The following is an 18884-nucleotide window of genomic DNA, read 5'->3' as shown; positions in this document are numbered from 1 at the left end:
TTGCTCAACGCGTAAGTAGCTCCCAGGGGATTGACCGACTTGCTGACAAGCGGTCTCATAAGAACGTGACGACAGTGACGGAAGCCGAGATACTCCGCGACGCGCTCGGCGTGCTCAAGGACCGGGAGCAGGTCGCCGAACGGCTGCTCGAAGCGTCCGCCAAGCACTCCTTCGACCCCGACAAGGAACTGGACTGGGACGCCCCCTTCGAGGACGGCAAGTGGTTCTGGCCGCCCGAGCTGGTCTCCCTCTACGGCACTCCGCTGTGGAAACGGATGAGCGAGGAGCAGCGCATCCTGCTCTCCCGGCACGAGGCGGCGGCGCTCGCCTCGCTCGGCATCTGGTTCGAGATCATCCTGATGCAGCTTCTCGTACGGCACATCTACGACAAGGCGGCGACGAGCGCGCACGTGCGTTACGCCCTGACGGAGATCGAGGACGAGTGCCGGCACTCGAAGATGTTCGCCCGTCTGATCAGCCGCGGCGGCACCCCGTACTACCCGGTCAGCCGGACGCACCAGAACCTGGGCCGCTTCTTCAAGACGGTGTCCACCACTCCCGGTTCCTTCACGGCGACCCTGCTCGGCGAGGAGGTCCTCGACTGGATGCAGCGCCTGACGTTCCCGGACGAGCGCGTCCAGCCGCTGATCAGGGGCGTGACACGGATCCATGTGGTGGAGGAGGCCCGCCATGTCCGCTACGCCCGCGAGGAACTCCGCCGTCAGATGGTGACGGCCCCCCGGTGGTCCCAGGAGTACACCCGCGTCTCGTCCGGCGAGTTCGCCCGGATCTTCTCGGTCGCGTTCGTCAACCCGGACGTCTACGCGAACGTCGGCCTGGACAGGGCGGAGGCGGTGGCACAGGTCCGGGCGAGCGGGCACCGACGGGAAGTGATGCAGACGGGGGCACGGCGGCTCACCGACTTCCTGGACGACATCGGGGTGTTGCGGGGGGTGGGGCGGCGGCTGTGGAGGGCGTCCGGTTTGCTGGCGTAGCCCTCCGGCGGCGACGCTTCAGCGCCGGGCACGCATTCTCAGCCCGTCCGGCGATCGAGGACGAGGCCCGTTCAGGGCCGTGGCGGGGGGCCTGGGGGCGGCAGCCCCCAGCAAGGCCCGCACCAGCACAGGGCGCCCCACCTCACCTGCGGCACCCGATTACGCTGCCCCCATGACCCCCACTCCCGCATACCGACGACTCGGCGTCGAGGAACGGAGACACCAACTACTGGAAGCCGCCCTCTCCCTCTTCGCGCACCGCCCCCCGGAGGAGGTCTCGCTCGACGACGTGGCGGAGGCGGCCGGCGTCTCCCGCCCCCTCGTGTACCGCTACTTCCCCGGCGGCAAGCAGCAGCTGTACGAGGGCGCGCTCCGCTCCGCCGCCGAAGAACTGGAACTCTGCTTCGACGAACCCCCCGAGGGCCCGCTCCCCCAGCGGCTCTCCCGCGCCCTGGACCGCTACCTCACCTTCGTCGACGAGCACGACGCGGGCTTCAGCGCCCTCCTCCAGGGCGGCAGCGTCGTCGAGACGTCCCGTACGACGGCCATAGTGGACCGGGTCCGCCGTACCGCCGCCGAGCACATCCTCAGCCATCTCGGGGTCGCGGACCCCGGCCCCCGGCTGCGGATGACCGTACGGATGTGGATCACCTCGGTCGAGGCGGCCTCGCTGATCTGGCTGGACGAGAACAAGCAGCCGCCGGTCGACGAGCTGCGGGACTGGCTGGTGGAACAGTTCACGGCGGCACTCACGGTGACCGCCGGACGCGACCCCCAGACCGCGGCGGTCGTACGCGACGCGCTGGGCGCGGATACCGGAAACTGATCCCGTGAAGAGCCAAGACACCGCCTTCGAGGGCGGCCCCCTGGACGGCCGCGTGCTGCCCATCCTGCTCGGGCCGACCGGCCACCCGCCGAAGACGTACAAGGTCCCGGTACCGGACGCGGCCGGCGGCCCCGCGACCGTACTGGTCTACCGGCGCGTCCCCAGGGGCCGACCGGGAAAGCTGGGCCTGCACCCGGGCTGGAAGTACACGTACGATCCCGAGGGCGACAGGCCCGGCGACGGCAAGCTGCGCTGGCCGTGGTCGAAACCGGCGGCGGGACCAGCCGCCACGCCGCAGGGCAAGCCGGACGACACGGACGGGTGACGGGGTTGGGCCGAACCGCGCACGCTCGGCGCGCGGACCTCGTGCACGCGTCACAAGCTCGCGGTGCGGAGCGGAAGGCCTGCCCCGCACCGGAGGTGATGTCGTGTCAGGAAGGCTTCTGCGTCTGGTCTGTACGGCGGCGATGGCGGCCGGCGCACTCCTCGCGCCCGTCCCCGCACTGGCCGTACCGGAACCGGTCCCCTCGGCGACCCGGTCCCCCAGCGAGCCCTCCGCGGCAGAAGAACCTTCCACGGTGGAAGAACCCTCCGTCGCCGCCCTCCTGACAGACCTTCAGCGGCTGTACCGCGAGGCCGAGCGGGCCACCGAGACCTACGACGCCACCGCCGGGCGGCTGAAGCGGCAGCGTGCCGAGGTGCGGCGGCTGGACGGACAGCTCGTGCGCGCCCGCCTCTCCCTGCACGAGCGGCGCGGCGCCCTCGGCCGGCTCGCCCGGCAGCAGTACCAGAGCAGTAGCGGCATCTCCCCGTACGTACAGCTGTTGCTGGCCCGCGATCCGCAGCACGCGCTCGAACAGGGCCATGTGATCCGGCAGTTGGCGCTGGAGCGAGCCGAGACGGTGGGCCGGCTGGTCGGCGGCGAGCGGCGCGCCGGCGGTCTGGCGCGCGCGGCCCGTGCCGCCCTGGACGAGCAACTCACCCTCGCCGAACAGCAGAAGCGGGACCGGGACGCCGTACGAGAGCGGCTCAGGGAGGTCGAGGAACTGCTCGCCACCCTGAGCACCGAACAGCTCGCCGAACTGGCCGAGTTGGAGCGCGGTGAAGTAGCCGGGAAGCAAAGGGAGTTCATCACCTCCGGTGCCCTCAGCGCCGACCGGAAGCCGTCCGGGGAGGGCGAGCGGGCACTGCGGCAGGCCGTGGCGCAGCTCGGGAAGCCGTACGAGTGGGGTGCCGAGGGGCCCGCGTCGTTCGACTGCTCGGGGCTGACCTCGCAGGCCTGGGAGGAGGCGGGGCGGCCCATCCCCCGGACCAGCCAGGAGCAGTGGGCGCGGCTGCCGCACATCCCGCTGGCCGAGCTGCGCCCCGGTGACCTGGTGGTCTACTTCCCCGAGGCGACGCACGTGGCCCTCTATCTCGGGGACGGGATGGTCGTACAGGCACCCCGGCCGGGCGCGAAGGTGAAGGTGTCACCGATCGCGGCCAACCCGGTACTGGGCGCCGTACGGCCGGACCCGGACGGGGAGCCCCTGCGGCGGTACACCCCGCCAAAGCTCCCCGCCGACGCAACGGCGGGCCCGGACGGGGGGTACTCCCTCGCGACCGAGCCCACCGAGCCCACCAAGTCCACCGAATCGGCAGCGCCCGGGGGCTACGCCCCCGCGAGCGAACCCAGGTAGGCGGCCGTCTTCTCGGGCTCGTAGAAGAAGTTCTCGAAGTCCGACGGGTCGTCGAAGGCGTTGGCGAAGCGGTCGGCGGCCGGGGGCAGCTGGCCTGCCGCGCCGAGGAGGTTGACGATGTGCTCCGGCGGCGGGCCGAGCATCGCGTTGGTCCACTTGGTGACGTGCCGGGCGGTGTCCCAGTAGCGGTCGAAGGTGGCCCGCATCCAGGCCTCGTCGAACTCCTTCTCGCCCTGTTCGAGGATCGAGGCGAGATACGAAGCCGCGCATTTCGAGGCGGAGTTGGAGCCCTGGCCGGTGATCGGGTCGTTCGCCACGACCACGTCGGCCACGCCGAGGACCAGGCCGCCGCCGGGCAGGCGGCCGACCGGGTTACGGACGGTCGGGGCGTAGCGGCCGGTCAAGGTGCCGCCCGCGTCGGTGAGTTCGGCCTTGGTGGCCCGCGCGTACTCCCACGGCGTGAACCGCTCCATGAGTTCCAGGGTCAGGGAGAGGTGTTCGGCCGGGTCACGGACGCCGTTGAAGACGTCGAGGGGGCCGCCGGGTATGCCCTCCCAGAACAGGATGTCGGCACGGCCCGAGGTGGTGAACGTCGGCATGACGAACAGCTCGCCGACGCCCGGCACCAGGTTGCAGCGGACGGCTTCCATGTCCGGGTGCTCGGGGCGCGGGCCCAGGCCGTGGGCGTAGGCGACGGCCAGCGCGCGCTGCGGCTCGTGGTACGGGGAGCGCTCGGGGTCGCGGGCGAACATCGACACCAGTTCGCCCTTGCCCGCGGCGACCAGGACGAGGTCGTACGTACGGGAGAAGTAGTCGAGGTCGCCAACTGCCGCGCCGTGGATGACCAGTTGGCCGCCGCGCTGGGCGAACGTCTCCATCCAGCCGGCCATCTTCACCCGCTGGTCGACCGACTGGGCATGGCCGTCGAGCTTGCCGACCCAGTCGATCGCGCGCTGGGTCGGGCCCGGGTCGTGCGAGCCGGGGGCGGCGACCGAGACGCCGAGTCCTTCGATCTTCGGGGCCTGGGACTCCCAGAAGTTCAGCTGGAGATCGCGCTCGTGCTGGAGCGCGGTGTGGAACATGCACTGCGTGGACATGACCCGGCCGGACCGGATCTCGTCCGAGGTCCGGTTGGACATCAGGGTGACCTCGTACCCGTGCGACTGGAGTCCGAGGGCTATCTGGAGTCCGGCCTGACCGGCTCCGACGACGAGTATCTTCCGCATACGGTCTGGTCTCTCCCCTAGTCGCAGTTGCGTCGCAGTTACGTCGACCTACTCGGGACTGACGTCCAGCGCGTGGCCCACCAGGGCGAGCAGGGTCTCGATCACCGGGAGGCGGCGCCGCGCATCCATGATCATGACAGGTATGTGCGCGGGCACGGTGAGCGCCTCCCGCACGTCCTCCGCCTCGAACTCGGCGCTCCCGTCGAAGTGGTTGACGGCCACGACGTACGGCAGCCCGCAGCTCTCGAAGTAGTCGAGCGCCGGGAAGCACTCCTTCAGCCGCCGGGTGTCGGCCAGCACGACCGCGCCGATCGCACCGCGCACCAGGTCGTCCCACATGAACCAGAACCGCTGCTGGCCGGGTGTACCGAAGAGGTAGAGCACCAGGTCGTCGTCGAGCGTGACGCGGCCGTAGTCCATGGCCACGGTGGTCGTCTGCTTGTCCGGGGTCGCGGTGAGGTCGTCGGTGCCCTCGCTGGCCTCGGTCATCAGCGCCTCCGTCTGGAGGGGCTCGATCTCCGAGATGGTGCCGACCATCGTGGTCTTGCCGACACCGAAACCGCCCGCGATCACGATCTTCGTGGCGACCGGCGCCCGGGTGCGGTCCTCCTGCCACGGCCGCAACTCCTCTTTCTCCAGAGGCACTTGGCCTTCCGGAGAGAGATGGAGAAGCGGGGACACACCACGGGCGACGTCAGAGACGACGGAGTCCACTCAGCACCCTTTCCAGCAGCGCGCGGTCCGGCTGCCCCGGCCCGTGACCGGTTCCGTACACACGGATCCTTCCCTGGTCCGCGAGGTCGCTGAGGAGCACACGGACCACGCCCAGCGGCATCCTCAGCAGCGCGGCGATCTCGGCCACCGTACGCATCCGGCGGCACAGTTCGACGATGGCCCGCAGCTCCGGCATGACCCGGGTGCCGAGGGAACCGTTCTCCAACTCCTTGCGCTCCTCGGCCGCTTCGATCGCGGCGACGAACGTCTCGACGAGGAGGACATGGCCGAAGCGGGTCCGGCCGCCGGTCAGCGAGTACGGGCGCACCCGGGCCGGTTTGCGGTCGCCGCCACGGACGGGGAGCCTGGGCATGTCCGGGGTGGCGCTCACTTGGCGACCTCCGCCGAACGGTCCTTCACGGACCGGACGGCCATCGGACCGACCGCCGCCGGCGAGTTGTCCGGCGCCCCGCGTTCGATCGACTCCCGCAGCTCACTGCGGAGTTCGGGGGTCAGGACATGTCCGGCGCGGCCCACGAAGAGCGCCATGTGGTACGCCACCACGCTCATGTCGCAGTCCGGGGAACCATGCACACCGAGCAGCGAGCCGTCGCTGATCGACATCACGAAGAGGGTGCCGTCCTCCATCGCGACCATGGTCTGCTTGACGCCGCCGTAGTCCATCAGCTTGGCGGCGCCGATGGTGAGGCTGCCGATGCCGGAGACGATCGTGGCGAGGTCGGCGGCGGAACCTCTGGGGCCGGTCGGCCGGTCGGGCCGACGTTCCGCGTTCCTGTCTGGGTCGGACGAGAGCAGGAGCAGACCGTCCGACGAGACCACCGCGACCGACGTCAGTCCCGGCACCTCCTCGACGAGATTGCTCAGCAGCCAGTGCAGGTTGCGGGCTTCACTACTCAGGCCGAAGGTACTGGGCGCGGTCAACTGCTTGCCTCCTCGACTGTTCCCCCCGTGGTTTCTTCGGCACGTGCCGGCTCTGCCGTACGCGCCGTACCCGCCGTCCGCTCCGCGATCTCCGCCTCCACGTCACGGTGTCCGTCGCGCGCGCCCCGGTGGAACCCGCCGAGCTTGCGGCGCAGTGCCTCGGCGTCGACGGAACCCATCCGTGGTCCGGGCGGCGCGGCGGGCGTGGTGATCCTCGGGGTCCGCTTGGGCAGCCCCTTGTCGGTGATCGGTTCCTCCTCGACACGCTCGTGGGTGTCGGGGCCGATGGCGTAGGGGTCCGGGGCGGTGGCGGTGGTGTCGCTCGCGGACACGGCGTCGCTGTCGGTTTCGGCGTCCCTGTCGCTGTCGGGAGCCGTGGGGACGGCCGACTCGGCGGTGTCCTCGGCCGGGGGTTCCGGCACGAGCAGTTCCATGGTGATCTCGGACGCGGGGAGGTGGTCGGGCGCGTTCGTCTCCGCCTCGGCGTCGGCCTCCGCGTGCCGTACGGCCCGCTCCGCCAGGGCGATCATCGGGTCGGGTGCGTCGGCCGGCAGCTCACCCTGTTCACCGTCGAGCTCCCGGTCCGGTTCCTCGGCCTCCGAACGCCCTTGCAGGACATTGGAGTTGACCTCGGCGTCGGCTCCCGGGAAGGACAGCGTCGAGGTGGCCGACGGCGGTACGGCGGCCGGGTCCGGGGCCAGCAGCGCCTTCGGCAGAACGGTGACCGCCGCGACACCGCCCTGCTTCTGCTCCCGCAACTGCACCCGCACCCCGTGCCGATGGGCGAGCCGCGCGACGACGTACAGCCCGAGCCCGAGCCCGTCGCCGTCCTCCTTCCCGGCTCCGGCGCCCGTCTCGTACGTGTCGTGCGGAACGTCCGGATCGAAGTCGGCGAGGCGGGAGTTGAGGCGGACCAGGCGCTCGGCGGTCATACCGATGCCCTCGTCCTGGACGGAGATCATGACCTCGCCGCTCTCCAGGAGCCAGCCGGAGATCTCCACCGGGAGGTCGGGCGGGGTGAACGAGGTGGCGTTCTCCAGGAGTTCGGCCAGCAGATGGCTGACGTCGTCGGCGGCGAACCCGGCGAGATGCGCGTGCGGCGGCAGCGCGGCGATGCGTACCCGCTCGTACCGCTCGATCTCGCTCACGGCGGCACGGACCACGTCGACGAGCGGGACCGGACCCGCGTGCTGGTGGCCGTGTTCGGCGCCGGCGAGGACGAGGAGGTTCTCGCTGTGGCGGCGCATGACGGTGGCGAAGTGGTCGAGCTTGAAGAGGGTGGCGAGCCGGTCCGGGTCCTGCTCGCGCTCCTCCAGGCCCTCGATGACGGCGAGTTGACGCTCGACGAGGCCGAGGGTGCGCAGCGCGAGGTTCACGAAGGTGCCGTGGATGCTGTGCCGGGTGCGCGCCAACTGGGCGGCGGCCTCGGCTAGTTCGGTACGCAGTTCCTCGCGGGCGTCGGCCATCATCTGGCGCTGGCCGACCAGGTGCTTGCGGTCGGACTCCAGGGTGGCGATGCGTTCGTGGACGGCGAAGGCGCGGGTATGCAGGGCGTTGACCGAGCGGACGACCTGGGCGAACTCGTCGTTGCGGCCGGTGAACCTGACCGGTTCCTCGGCGAGCGGGTCGGCGGCCTCGGCCAGCCGGGCGGTGCCGCGGCGCAGCACGGAGAGCGGGCGGGTCAGGGAGCGGGCCATGGCGGTGGCGATACCCACGGCGACCAGGAGGAGACCGCCGAGGACGGCGATCCGGATCTCCAGCTCGGTGACGTCGTCGTCGCGGAGTTTGGTGAGGGCCTTGGTGCGGCGGTCGTAGAGGGAGGACTCGACGCCGCGCATCAGTTCGAGGCGGGCGGAGACGGCCGCGTCGACACCGCTGAGGCTGGTGGCGAGTTCGCTCGTGGACAGCGTGGGCTGGTCGGTGAGCGAGGCGAGGTACTTGTCGGCGCTGTCGGCCTCGGGTCCGGTGACCGTGGAGTCGTAGCTGTCGACGGCGGCCTCGGGGGCCGTCTCGCGGAAGTCGGTGATCGCCGCGTCCGAGCGCAGCCGGGCCTGCTGGGCGGCGGCGCTGAGCTCGGCCCGCGTCCTGGCGTCGGCCGGTGTGGTGACGGTCTGCTCGGACGACAGCCCGGTGACCGGGTCGTACACGGACTCGCTGGACGTGGGCACGCTGAGCGCGGCGAGGAGGAGACCCCGGGCGGCGGCGGCCTGCTGGACGGCGGAGTCGAGCTCGGCCAGGGCGTAGGCGCCCGCGCCCGCACGGGGTGGCTGTTTCTCGGCCAGCTGTTCGGCGAGGCGGTGCAGCCCGGCGATGGCGGCGGAGTACGCCTCGTGCGCCTGGAGAGCGGTGCTCTTCCCGGTGAGCGTCGCCGTGCGCAGCGCCGCGATGTCGTCGAGGTCACCGCGGAGCGCGGCCGGGGTGTCGGGGTTCGCGCGCAGGTCGCCGACCTCCCGGTCGACGCGGGCGGCGCGCTGCTCGGAGGGCGCCTTGGCCTTGGGGCGGCCTGCGGCGATGTAGACGGTCACCTCGTCGCGTTCGTCGGCGAGCGAGTGGGCGAGGGTCAGGGCGTCCTGGGTCCGGGTCGCGAGCGTCACCAGATCCTGGGAGTCGTGGAGCTGCGAGGAGGCGGCGACGACGGACGGGGCGCCGGCCCCGGCGATCGCGGCGGCCACGACGGCGACGGCCACGATGAGCCGGTTGCGGACGTGGGCGGGGCGACCCCGGCCCGCGGGATCGGTCGGGGCGTCACCGGTAGCGCCCCCTGCGGGAGCTGTCTGCCTGCCTGTGCGCCGAGGCCGCGTCTTCTGCACCGGTGCTCGCATTCCTGACTCGTGTGCCCATGGGCCCGGCTGACGATCCGTCGGGACCCGATGACGATCCGTCAACTGCATGGCCGCCCGGATGGTTCTGACCTGCCGCTCACCCGGCAGGGTTCCGGTCCTCCGGCACGGTCCGGCTCCCGACCCTCCCATGCCGATGGGCAGGGAGCGCGCGTCACCTGACCCGCCACTCAAAGGAGTGAACATCAAGGAGTCAACATCGGCGGGCAGTTGGCGGCAAGTTCCCCTGGCCTGTGCGTCCGCCGTGCCGGGGAGGCCGGTTGGACGTGGGCGGCGGGCTTTGACATTATCCGCCACCACGTCTTCACGGAGTGGATCATTCTCTCCCAAACCAGGCGCCTGACCAGCGACTACTCACTGTTTCGGCAATCGTTGCCAGCCTTTTGAGAAGCTTGTGAAGGGCTCGTGCAGACTGGCCGGATGCGTACTGATCTCGTCACGGAGCCCGGCGATCCGGCCCGCCCCAATGAGGACTTCGCAGCGATCGGACTTCCCGCCTCCGGGCAGGGCGGTTCGCTCGTCCTCCTGGACGGGGTGACTCCCCCCGCATCCGGCACGGGTTGTCTGCATTCCGTCCCCTGGTACACGGCCCGCCTCGGCGGCGCGCTGACCGAACTGTCGGTTTCACAACGGGATATGCCTCTGACCGAGGTACTGGCGGCTGCGATCTCCCGCACCGCCGGGGCCCACGCGCGGACCTGTGACCTTTCTCACCCGCGCACCCCCCAGGCGACCGTGGTTCTCGCCCGCTGGTCACCGGCCGCCGTGGAGCACCTGGTCCTGTCCGACTCGGCCCTGCTGACCGAGTCCCCGGACGGAACGGTCACCGCACACCTGGACGACCGGCTGTCCCGTGTCCCCCGCGCCTCCCTGGCCTCGGACGCGATCGCCGACGCGACGGTACGCAACAGGGAGGGCGGTTTCTTCACGGCGGCGGCCGATCCGTCGGTGGCGTCCCGCGCGGTGACGGGCTCGCTCCCCCGCGCCGAGGTCCGCGCGCTGGCCGCCCTGACGGACGGAGCGACCCGCTGGGTGGAGCGGTTCACCGAGGGGGACTGGACGGCCTGCTTCACCGCCGTACGCAAGGAGGGTGCGGGGGCGCTGGTGAACCGCGTACGGGAGCTGGAGCGGGCCGACGCGGACGAGGGCCGGCCGCGCCTGGGCCGCGGCAAGACGCACGACGACGCGACGGTGGTGTACGTGGAGCTCTAGGGTCTTTCCGGGTGCCTACTTCTCCATGCCGACGTTGAGCCGGTGCAGCAGCCGGGCCAGTTCGGCCACCTCCATGCGGTCCCAGGCGGCCAGCTTGCGCACGTACCGCTCCCGGCGCGCCTCCCGGACGGTACGGAAGCGGACCCGGCCCTCGTCCGTGAGGTGGACGAGCCAGGCGCGCCCGTCGGCCGGGTCCGGCTCGCGGGCGATGAGGCCCAGCTCCTCCAGGGCGCGCAGCTGGCGGGACATGGTGGCCTTGCCGACGCCGATGTAGCCCGCGAGCTCGGTGGCACGCTGGCGCCCGCACTCGTCGAGCCGCACCAGCAGTCCGTACGCCGACGACTCCAGATCGGGATGGACCTCGCGGGCCATCTCCCCGGAGTTGGCCCGGGCCCGGCGCAGGAACACCGTCAACTCGCGCTCCAGGGCGAGGAATTCGCGCTCGACCCCGCGCCCGGGCGTCGTGGACCCGACACGCCGCTCGCCGGGGTTCCCCTCGCCGTTCCCGTCCTCGTGCACGTCAGCACCCCTGATCCGGTTTCGCCGCTCTGAAAGTTTCGTCGGACACGGCCATCGCCGCAGCTCGGACAGTATTTCGCAGGCCCGTGGAGACGGCGTCATCCAGGTCCCCCGCAGGCTCCGGATCGGCGTACGGGAAGGCCCGGACCCCCTTACGGGGACCCGGGCCCCTGGGGCCTGCCGTTCGGATCACGCCTGGGCCGCGGGGTGTGGCACGCACTCCCCCAGAGGGGACCCCAGCCACGTTGTCGTCGGTTGCGACTCCCCCACTCCCGACTCCGCTCGACCGGGGGACCCCCAACGCGTCGACGCCCTCCTCCGCCTCGCAGCCGCACGCACCACACCCCGCCCACCGGCAGACAACAGCACCGCAACCCGAAACCGGCGTGATCCAGACGACGGGCCCTCACCGACCGGCAGCGTCCGTCACGCCGCTGCCGGAACCCTCACCTCCGCCGGGTTCTGAGCCGGGGTGAGCGCCAGTTCGAGGACCTGGCGGACGTCCGTGACGGCGTGGACGTCGAGCTTCTCCAGGACCTCGGCCGGGACGTCGTCCAGGTCGGCCTCGTTGCGCTTCGGGATGATCACGGTGGTGACGCCGGCCCGGTGCGCGGCGAGCAGCTTCTGCTTCACACCGCCGATGGGCAGCACCCGCCCGGTCAGTGAGACCTCGCCGGTCATGGCGACGTCCGTCCGGACGAGGCGTCCGCTGAGCAGCGAGGCGAGGGCGGTCGTCATGGTGACGCCCGCGCTCGGACCGTCCTTGGGCACGGCACCCGCCGGGAAGTGGATGTGCACGCCCCGGTCCTTCAGGTCACCGACGGGCAGTTCCAGTTCGGCGCCGTGCGAGCGCAGGAAGGAGAGCGCGATCTGCGCGGACTCCTTCATGACGTCACCGAGCTGCCCGGTGAGGGTCAGTCCGGCGGCGCCGGTCTCGGGGTCCGCGAGCGAGGCCTCGACGTAGAGGACGTCGCCCCCGGCGCCGGTGACCGCGAGCCCGGTCGCCACCCCCGGTACCGCCGTACGCCGCTCGGCCGGATCCGTGGCGGACTCGGGCACATGGTGGGGCCGCCCGATGAGTCCGCGCAGATCGTCCTCCGTGACGGTGAACGGCAGCTTCCGCTCCCCGAGTTCGTGCTGTGCGGCGACCTTGCGCAGCAGCCGCGCGATGGACCGCTCCAGGTTCCGGACCCCGGCCTCCCGGGTGTACTCCCCGGCGAGCTTGCGCAACGCGCTCTCGTCGAGGGCGACTTCGGCGCCTTCGAGGCCGGCCCGCTCCAACTGCCGGGGCAGCAGGTGGTCCCGGGCGATGACGACCTTCTCGTCCTCCGTGTACCCGTCCAGCCGGACCAGTTCCATCCGGTCGAGCAGGGCCTCGGGAATGGCTTCGAGGACGTTGGCGGTCGCGAGGAACACCACGTCGCTGAGGTCGAGTTCGACTTCGAGGTAGTGGTCGCGGAAGGTGTGGTTCTGCGCCGGGTCGAGGACTTCGAGCAGGGCTGCGGCGGGGTCGCCCCGGAAGTCGGAGCCGACCTTGTCGATCTCGTCGAGGAGAACGACGGGGTTCATCGACCCGGCTTCCTTGATGGCCCGCACGATGCGCCCTGGCAGGGCACCGACATACGTACGCCGGTGCCCACGGATCTCGGCCTCGTCCCTGACCCCGCCCAGTGCCACGCGGACGAACTTCCGGCCCATGGCGTGCGCGACGGACTCGCCGAGGCTGGTCTTCCCGACGCCGGGCGGCCCGACGAGCGCGAGCACGGCGCCACCACGACGCCCGCCCACGACCCCGAGCCCGCGCTCGGCCCGCCGCTTGCGCACGGCGAGGTACTCGGTGATGCGCTCCTTCACGTCCTCCAGGCCGGCGTGCTCGGCGTCGAGCACGGCCTGGGCGCCCTGGATGTCGTACGAGTCCTCGGTCCGCTCGTTCCAGGGCAGTTCGAGAACGGTGTCGAGCCAGGTCCGGATCCAGCCGCCCTCGGGCGACTGCTCGGAGGACCGCTCCAGCTTGTCGACCTCCTTGAGAGCGGCCTCGCGCACCTTCTCCGGCAGGTCTGCGGCCTCGACGCGGGCCCGGTAGTCGTCGGACTCCTCGCCGTCCTTCTCCCCGTTGAGGTCACGCAGTTCCTTGCGTACGGCTTCCAGCTGCTTGCGCAGCAGGAACTCCCGCTGCTGCTTGTCGACGCCCTCCTGGACGTCCTTCGCGATGGTCTCGGCGACGTCCTGCTCGGCGAGGTGGTCGCGCAGCTGCTGGGTGGCGAGCTTCAGGCGGGCCACCGGGTCGGTGGTCTCCAGCAGCTCGATCTTCTGGTCGGTGCTGAGGAAGGGTGAGTAACCGGAGTTGTCGGCAAGGGCGGAGACATCGTCGATGGCCTGTACGCGGTCGACGACCTGCCAGGCGCCGCGCTTGCGCAGCCAGGCGGTGGCAAGAGCCTTGTATTCCTTCGCGAGTTCGGTGACGTGACCGGGCACGGGGTCCGGCACGGTCTCGTCGATCCGCGTCCCCTCGACCCACAGCGCGGCCCCCGGCCCGGTGGTCCCGGCGCCGATCCGCACGCGCCCCCGGGCTCGGATCAGGGCCCCGGGATCCCCGTCGGCCAGCCGGCCGACCTGCTCGACGGTGCCGAGGACACCGGTGCTCGTGTACGTCCCGTCGATACGCGGCACGAGCAGAACCCTGGGCTTGCCGGGCTCGGTACGCGCGGCGACCTCGGCGGCCTCCACCGCGGCCCGCACATCGGCGTCGTTCAGATCCAGCGGAACAACCATGCCGGGCAGCACGACCTCGTCGTCAAGCGGCAGCACGGGCAGAGTGAGCGGCGTGAACGCAATGGACTCAGCAGGCATGATCTCCCCTTCGGCACTCAAGTTGAGCTATGCCGACTCAATGCTCGGCGACGATCGATTGTTCCCCTCGCCGTGTTCGCCGTGAGCGATCACCCCTGCCGCCACGCCCGGACCCGCACATTCAGTCGACCTCGTAATACTCATTACTGCTCTTCAGACATTACGTAAGGACGGGTGTGGACGGACCGTGCGGGCCTGGGTCGACGGCTGGGCGGTCTCGCGCGGGGCGTCGCCGCCGCTGGCCGAGCCCTGGGCTGCACGATCGACGTGGGCACGGCCGGGCACGTCACCCGGCACGTCCTCGACGCGGTGAACGACGGTGTCGAGGAACGGACCGTCCGGAAGGTGACCGGCCCGGTGAGCGGGGCGGGCGTGTGGCTCAAGGTGTTCGACGACCCGGCCACGGTCGGCGGCCGGCTCGGCGAGGGCTGGTGGATCAACCCCGAGCCGGGCCACCTGATGCCGGTCCCGCTGACCGCCACGGAGCCGCCGGCCGTCCCCGACGGTTACCGGGTGCGCGCATGGACGCGCGGCGGCGTGACCCGCGTCCTGCTCGCGGCGCCCGACGGTTCCTGGGCGACTCGTGGCCAGGTCGCGCCGACGGGCCGAACAGCGGTCGTCGACCAGGTGGAGACCTCGCCCGCGCACCGGCGCCGGGGTCTCGGCTCCTTCGTGATGCGCACGCTGACGCGGGAGGCCGTCGCACAGGGCGCGGAGAGAGGCGTACTGGCGGGAACTCCGGACGGAAGGGCGCTGTACGAGGCGTTGGGCCGGCGGGTCGAGGCACCTCTGACGAGCGCGAAGTTCGTGGGGACGGCCGTCGAAGGGTCCTGGGCCGGTTAGGCGGGTCTGCGGTGCCGCCGCGCCCACGGCCAGGTGGCGACCCCGATGGCCAGCGCCATCACATGCCCCCAGTTGGTCATCGGATCGGTGGAGGCGATCAGGTCCCGCACCAGCGCCCCGCCGAACACCAGCAGCAACGGCCACCCCAGCCAGGGCCGCAGCAGCCCCGCCAGCGCGCCCACACTCGCCGCGACGCCGAAACTGATCCCGTAGTCGAGCCGGTGCAGCGAACTCCCGGGCAGCCACCCCACCAGCACCGCGAGCCCCACCGGCACCTCGGTCGCGAGGGTGGCCAGCACATGCCCGAGCGCGAACACCCCGGCGGTGCGCGGCCCGCCGATCCGGCGCTCCAGCGCGGTAAGGACAAGGAGAAAGACAAGGGCGTACGGCGATGTCACGCCACCCACGACCCACAGCGCGCTGGTGACCAGCACGAACACGGGTGTCCGCAGGAGATGGGCGACATCGGTGCTGGAGCCCTGGTGGAGGGTGTGCACGAGGGCGGGGTCCGCCTGCCCGGCGACGAAGGCCGTGACCAGGAGGACGGCCGCGAACGTGAAGGTGAACGGCGTTCCGGTGGGAGTGGGGAGGAGGTGCAAGGGATGGGGGAATCCCCTCCTTGGGGCAGCCTCCTCGGGCGCCGTGGGCCGCACGGACACGGCTTCCGCCGGGCCCCGCTGTCCCGGCATCCCGTCCAGCAGTCGTGCACCCTCCGTGACGGGCCCGCCCGGGGGCGCCGGTGAACCCGACGTCACGTCACCCGACACATCGGCCCGTTCCACGGCGAGGCGCTCCTTCCGTTCCGCCCCCACCCTTCGCCTCCGTCCACGCGGTTGTCTGTGACCCGCGCCACGCATTGGCCGATTCACAGCAAGCCGACAGGCCCCGTAAAGGCCGAGCTCACCCGAGCGCGCTGCGCCAAGATGTCCTCATGAACCGTCCGACCACCTCCTACGACACCCCCGAAGTACTGGACCGCCGCGAGGGCCCGTACGGCGAGGTCGCCCTGCGGCGGCACGGGGAGTCACTGCAGATCATCGCCAACGGATGCTTCCTGATGGATACTTCGGACGGCCGGTCCGAGCGTCTGCTCGTCGACGCCGCACTCGACGCCCTCACCCCCCGCGCCCGGGCCTCGGCCCCGCACGTCCTCATCGGCGGCCTCGGCGTCGGGTTCTCCCTCGTGCATGCCGCGGCCGATCCCCGCTGGGGCCGCATCACCGTCGTCGAACGTGAACCGGCGATCATCGGATGGCACCGGGACGGACCGCTCGCCCCGCTCTCCTCGGACGCCCTCGCCGACCCCCGCACCGAGATCGTCGCAGCCGATCTCGTGAGATACGTCAATGAGACCTCCGCCACATTTGACGCCCTGTGTCTCGACATCGACAACGGGCCCGGCTGGACCGTCACGGAGGACAACCAGAGCCTGTATTCGCAGGCCGGACTGGCAAGCTGCGCAAGGGTGTTGAGGCCGGACGGGGTGCTCGCGGTGTGGTCCGCGCAGCCCTCCGGGGAATTTGAGGGAACTCTACGGAATGCCGGATTCCGATCAGTACGCACCGAAGAGATCCCCGTTGCCCGGGGAGTCCCCGACGTCGTCCACCTCGCCGTCCGACCTGGATAGACCCCCCACGGTGACTGCCCGTACTCTGCTTCCCTGACGCCGATCACTGATCCGATCAGTCGTGCGTCAATCGCAGTCATGCGCGGACAAGCGCAACCAAGGAACCACCCCACTGGTTCCGGAAAGCACACTTCAGGGACGGGCGATGGAGCAGACACACACCTCCCAGAACGGCGCGACGGCGACTCCTGGCGCCCAGCGCCGGGTACTCGTGGTCGAGGACGATCCGACGATCGTCGACGCCATCGCGGCCCGTCTGCGTGCCGAGGGATTTCTCGTGCAGACCGCCGGTGACGGGCCGGCCGCCGTCGACACCGCCGAGGCCTGGCAGCCCGATCTGCTGATCCTCGACATCATGCTGCCCGGCTTCGACGGGCTGGAGGTATGCAGGCGAGTGCAGGCCCAGCGGGCCGTGCCCGTCCTGATGCTCACCGCGCGTGACGACGAGACCGACATGCTGGTCGGACTCGGCGTGGGTGCCGACGACTACATGACGAAGCCCTTCTCCATGCGTGAGCTGGCCGCGCGGGTGCATGTGCTGCTGCGCCGGGTCGAGCGGGCCGCCATCGCCGCGTCGACGCCGCGCTCCGGCATCCTGCGGCTCGGCGAGCTGGAGATCGACCACGCGCAGCGGCGGGTGCGGGTGCGCTCCGAGGACGTGCATCTCACGCCCACCGAGTTCGACCTGCTCGTCTGTCTCGCCAACACTCCCCGCGCCGTCCTCTCCCGTGAGCAGCTGCTCGCCGAGGTGTGGGACTGGGCGGACGCCTCCGGCACCCGGACCGTCGACAGCCACATCAAGGCGCTGCGCCGGAAGATCGGCGCCGAGCGGATCCGTACGGTGCACGGGGTCGGCTACGCACTGGAGACTCCGACGCCATGAACCGCGGGCGGCCGGCCGCACGGAGGAGCCCCGGGGAGTCCTGGGGCGGCGTACGCCCGTTCTCGATCAAGACCAAGCTGGGTGCTCTGGTCGTCGTCTCGGTACTGATCACCACCGGTCTGTCCATGATCGCGGTGACCACGAAGACGGAGATCCGCTTCATCACGGTCTTCTCGATGATCGCCACACTGCTGATTACGCAGTTCGTCGCCCATTCGCTCACCGCGCCGCTGGACGACATGAACGCGGTGGCCCGCTCCATCTCGCACGGCGACTACACGCGCCGGGTGCGCGAGAACCGCTGGGACGAGCTGGGCGACCTGGCCCAGACGATCAACGTCATGGCCGACGAGCTGGAGGCCCAGGACCGTCAGCGCAAGGAGCTGGTGGCGAACGTCTCGCACGAGCTGCGCACCCCGATCGCGGGCCTGCGCGCCGTGCTGGAGAACGTCGTGGACGGGGTCTCGGCCGCCGATCCGGAGACCATGCGTACGGCGCTCAAGCAGACCGAGCGCCTCGGGCGGCTGGTGGAGACCCTGCTGGACCTCTCCCGGCTCGACAACGGGGTCGTACCGCTGCGCAAGCGCCGGTTCGAGGTCTGGCCGTACCTCTCCGGGGTGCTCAAGGAGGCGAACATGCTCGCCTCCACGCGCGCGGGCATCGCGTCCGGCTCCGGCGGTCACACCCGCAACGACGTCCATCTGCACCTCGACGTCAACCCGCCCGAGCTGATCGCGCACGCCGACCCGGAGCGTCTCCACCAGGTCGTCGCCAACCTGATCGACAACGCGGTCAAGCACAGCCCCGCGCACGGCCGGGTCACGGTGAGGGCGCGGCGCGGGACGCTGACCGAGTCGCTGGAGCTGGAGATCCTGGACGAGGGCCCCGGTATCCCGCGCTCGGAGTGGCACCGGGTCTTCGAGCGGTTCAACCGCGGCGGCGTCAGCGCGCCGCACGGGCCGGGCAGCGACGGCGGTACGGGCCTCGGCCTGGCGATCGCCCGCTGGGCGGTCGATCTGCACGGCGGCCGGATCTGTGTGGCCGAATCCGAGCGAGGTTGCCGGATTTTGGTCACCCTTCCGGGAGAGCCGTCCGGACCAAGTTGACGTAAAGTTCGAAGCGGAGCCGCAAGATCCACCTGGCATCCTCGCTGACGGACGCGCGTGGACACGTGTGATTGCTCACAGGCCCGCCCATTTGGTGCGCCTGGCCGACAATTTGGGCTTCCCTCACGCGTCGCTTTCGGACCGGAACCTCGCTTGTTTCCCGCCATTTCACCCCCCGAAACACGATTCCCGATGTGACTTACACGACGATGAACGAACCCGGACTGACCTTTCGGCCACGGGGGCGTAGCCTTAATTCCCGCTGTCCATAACCTTGTGAAGCGGAAGAGGGCGGTTGCCGCCGTGTCTGCACAGTCCCCCAGTAACTCATCGAGCATCTCGACCGACGAACCCGCAGGTAACCCTGCGGCAGCGTTCGGCCCCAATGAGTGGCTCGTCGACGAGATCTATCAGCAGTACCTCCAGGACCCGAATTCGGTAGACCGTGCCTGGTGGGACTTCTTCGCCGACTACAAGCCCGGGGCGCCCGCCGCCTCGACGGCTCCGGCGGGTGCTGCGGCCGCGGGGGCCGCAGAGACCACCACGACCGCCCCGGCGGCTCCGGCCGCCGCCACGGCTCCCGCGGCCCCGGCCGTACCGGCGCCGGCTCCGGCGCCCGCTC

General features: G+C 70.9%; 17 protein-coding genes and 1 pseudogene. 10 read left to right on the top strand and 8 right to left on the bottom strand.

Going from position 1 to position 18884, the window contains the following annotated elements:
* Positions 1-65: 65 nt before the first annotated feature.
* From IEY89_RS23940 to IEY89_RS23925, 4 genes are all read left to right on the top strand, one after another.
* Complete coding sequence (locus tag IEY89_RS23940; RefSeq protein ID WP_189149542.1) at positions 66-995, top strand: AurF N-oxygenase family protein; 930 nt, start codon at positions 66-68, stop codon at positions 993-995.
* 172 nt (positions 996-1167) lie between these two features.
* A complete protein-coding gene (locus IEY89_RS23935) occupies positions 1168-1821 on the top strand; it encodes a TetR/AcrR family transcriptional regulator (protein WP_189149541.1) in 654 nt (217 codons plus the stop codon).
* Between the two features lie 4 nt (positions 1822-1825).
* Complete coding sequence (locus tag IEY89_RS23930; RefSeq protein WP_189149540.1) at positions 1826-2146, top strand: DUF8847 domain-containing protein; 321 nt, start codon at positions 1826-1828, stop codon at positions 2144-2146.
* 103 nt (positions 2147-2249) lie between these two features.
* Positions 2250-3500: a C40 family peptidase gene (locus tag IEY89_RS23925; protein WP_189149539.1), complete on the top strand. Its 1251-nt coding sequence runs from the start codon at positions 2250-2252 to the stop codon at positions 3498-3500.
* Here IEY89_RS23925 and IEY89_RS23920 read toward each other — a convergent pair.
* From IEY89_RS23920 to IEY89_RS23900, 5 genes are read right to left on the bottom strand one after another with little or no spacing between them, the layout of a single operon-like run.
* Positions 3473-4726: a styrene monooxygenase/indole monooxygenase family protein gene (locus IEY89_RS23920; RefSeq protein ID WP_189149538.1), complete on the bottom strand. Its 1254-nt coding sequence runs from the start codon at positions 4724-4726 to the stop codon at positions 3473-3475. The two genes, IEY89_RS23925 and IEY89_RS23920, sit on opposite strands and share 28 nt — an antisense overlap.
* Positions 4727-4774: 48 nt before the next feature.
* Positions 4775-5440 (bottom strand): GTP-binding protein, encoded by a 666-nt coding sequence (locus IEY89_RS23915; protein ID WP_189149537.1) that lies wholly within the window; start codon positions 5438-5440, stop codon positions 4775-4777.
* Positions 5421-5813 carry a DUF742 domain-containing protein gene (locus tag IEY89_RS23910; RefSeq protein ID WP_189149657.1) on the bottom strand — a complete coding sequence of 131 codons (393 nt, stop codon included), beginning with the start codon at positions 5811-5813 and terminating at the stop codon, positions 5421-5423. The genes IEY89_RS23915 and IEY89_RS23910 overlap by 20 nt, the downstream gene beginning before the upstream one ends.
* Positions 5814-5827: 14 nt before the next feature.
* A complete protein-coding gene (locus IEY89_RS23905) occupies positions 5828-6382 on the bottom strand; it encodes a roadblock/LC7 domain-containing protein (protein WP_189149536.1) in 555 nt (184 codons plus the stop codon).
* Positions 6379-9204 (bottom strand): sensor histidine kinase, encoded by a 2826-nt coding sequence (locus IEY89_RS23900; RefSeq protein WP_229695393.1) that lies wholly within the window; start codon positions 9202-9204, stop codon positions 6379-6381. The genes IEY89_RS23905 and IEY89_RS23900 overlap by 4 nt, the downstream gene beginning before the upstream one ends.
* A gap of 438 nt (positions 9205-9642) precedes the next feature.
* Here IEY89_RS23900 and IEY89_RS23895 point away from each other — a divergent pair, with 438 nt between their 5' ends.
* On the top strand, positions 9643-10434 hold the full coding sequence (locus tag IEY89_RS23895; protein ID WP_189149534.1) for a protein phosphatase 2C domain-containing protein: 792 nt from the start codon (positions 9643-9645) through the stop codon (positions 10432-10434).
* Positions 10435-10449: 15 nt separating this feature from the next.
* Here IEY89_RS23895 and IEY89_RS23890 read toward each other — a convergent pair whose 3' ends face one another.
* Positions 10450-10953, bottom strand: a complete 504-nt coding sequence (locus tag IEY89_RS23890) for a MarR family winged helix-turn-helix transcriptional regulator (protein WP_189149533.1) — start codon at positions 10951-10953, stop codon at positions 10450-10452.
* Positions 10954-11379: 426 nt separating this feature from the next.
* Positions 11380-13803, bottom strand: a complete 2424-nt coding sequence (lon, locus tag IEY89_RS23885) for an endopeptidase La (protein ID WP_189149532.1) — start codon at positions 13801-13803, stop codon at positions 11380-11382.
* A 187-nt stretch (positions 13804-13990) separates the two neighbouring features.
* Here lon and IEY89_RS23880 point away from each other — a divergent pair.
* Positions 13991-14646: pseudogene (locus IEY89_RS23880) on the top strand (GNAT family N-acetyltransferase).
* Here the strand turns inward: IEY89_RS23880 and IEY89_RS23875 are convergent.
* Positions 14643-15428, bottom strand: a complete 786-nt coding sequence (locus tag IEY89_RS23875; protein WP_189149531.1) for a rhomboid-like protein — start codon at positions 15426-15428, stop codon at positions 14643-14645. The pseudogene IEY89_RS23880 and the gene IEY89_RS23875 sit on opposite strands and share 4 nt — an antisense overlap.
* A gap of 149 nt (positions 15429-15577) precedes the next feature.
* Between IEY89_RS23875 and IEY89_RS23870 the strand changes: the two genes are divergently transcribed.
* The 4 genes from IEY89_RS23870 to IEY89_RS23855 all read left to right on the top strand — a co-directional run.
* Complete coding sequence (locus IEY89_RS23870; protein WP_189149530.1) at positions 15578-16273, top strand: spermine/spermidine synthase domain-containing protein; 696 nt, start codon at positions 15578-15580, stop codon at positions 16271-16273.
* 145 nt (positions 16274-16418) lie between these two features.
* Complete coding sequence (locus IEY89_RS23865) at positions 16419-17156, top strand: response regulator transcription factor (RefSeq protein ID WP_006383578.1); 738 nt, start codon at positions 16419-16421, stop codon at positions 17154-17156.
* Complete coding sequence (locus IEY89_RS23860; protein ID WP_189149529.1) at positions 17153-18262, top strand: HAMP domain-containing sensor histidine kinase; 1110 nt, start codon at positions 17153-17155, stop codon at positions 18260-18262. The genes IEY89_RS23865 and IEY89_RS23860 overlap by 4 nt, the downstream gene beginning before the upstream one ends.
* Before the next feature lie 303 nt (positions 18263-18565).
* A partial coding sequence (locus IEY89_RS23855) for a 2-oxoglutarate dehydrogenase E1 subunit family protein (protein ID WP_189149528.1) occupies positions 18566-18884 on the top strand: 319 nt, incomplete at its 3' end.

Source organism: Streptomyces lacrimifluminis (assembly GCF_014646095.1).
Taxonomy (GTDB): domain Bacteria; phylum Actinomycetota; class Actinomycetes; order Streptomycetales; family Streptomycetaceae; genus Streptomyces; species Streptomyces lacrimifluminis.
The sequence above is the reverse complement of the archived record's forward strand: the minus strand, read 5'-3'. Positions and strand labels throughout refer to the sequence as shown.

What these genes read in the sequence shown, in the direction of transcription:
- lon (WP_189149532.1), bottom strand. Translation starts at nt 13,803, where the DNA reads ATGCCTGCTGAGTCCATTGCGTTCACGCCGCTCACTCTGCCCGTGCTG.
- IEY89_RS23860 (WP_189149529.1), top strand. Translation starts at nt 17,153, where the DNA reads ATGAACCGCGGGCGGCCGGCCGCACGGAGGAGCCCCGGGGAGTCCTGG.
- IEY89_RS23870 (WP_189149530.1), top strand. Translation starts at nt 15,578, where the DNA reads ATGAACCGTCCGACCACCTCCTACGACACCCCCGAAGTACTGGACCGC.
- IEY89_RS23865 (WP_006383578.1), top strand. Translation starts at nt 16,419, where the DNA reads ATGGAGCAGACACACACCTCCCAGAACGGCGCGACGGCGACTCCTGGC.
- IEY89_RS23895 (WP_189149534.1), top strand. Translation starts at nt 9,643, where the DNA reads ATGCGTACTGATCTCGTCACGGAGCCCGGCGATCCGGCCCGCCCCAAT.
- IEY89_RS23910 (WP_189149657.1), bottom strand. Translation starts at nt 5,813, where the DNA reads ATGCCCAGGCTCCCCGTCCGTGGCGGCGACCGCAAACCGGCCCGGGTG.
- IEY89_RS23920 (WP_189149538.1), bottom strand. Translation starts at nt 4,726, where the DNA reads ATGCGGAAGATACTCGTCGTCGGAGCCGGTCAGGCCGGACTCCAGATA.
- IEY89_RS23935 (WP_189149541.1), top strand. Translation starts at nt 1,168, where the DNA reads ATGACCCCCACTCCCGCATACCGACGACTCGGCGTCGAGGAACGGAGA.
- IEY89_RS23900 (WP_229695393.1), bottom strand. Translation starts at nt 9,204, where the DNA reads ATGCGAGCACCGGTGCAGAAGACGCGGCCTCGGCGCACAGGCAGGCAG.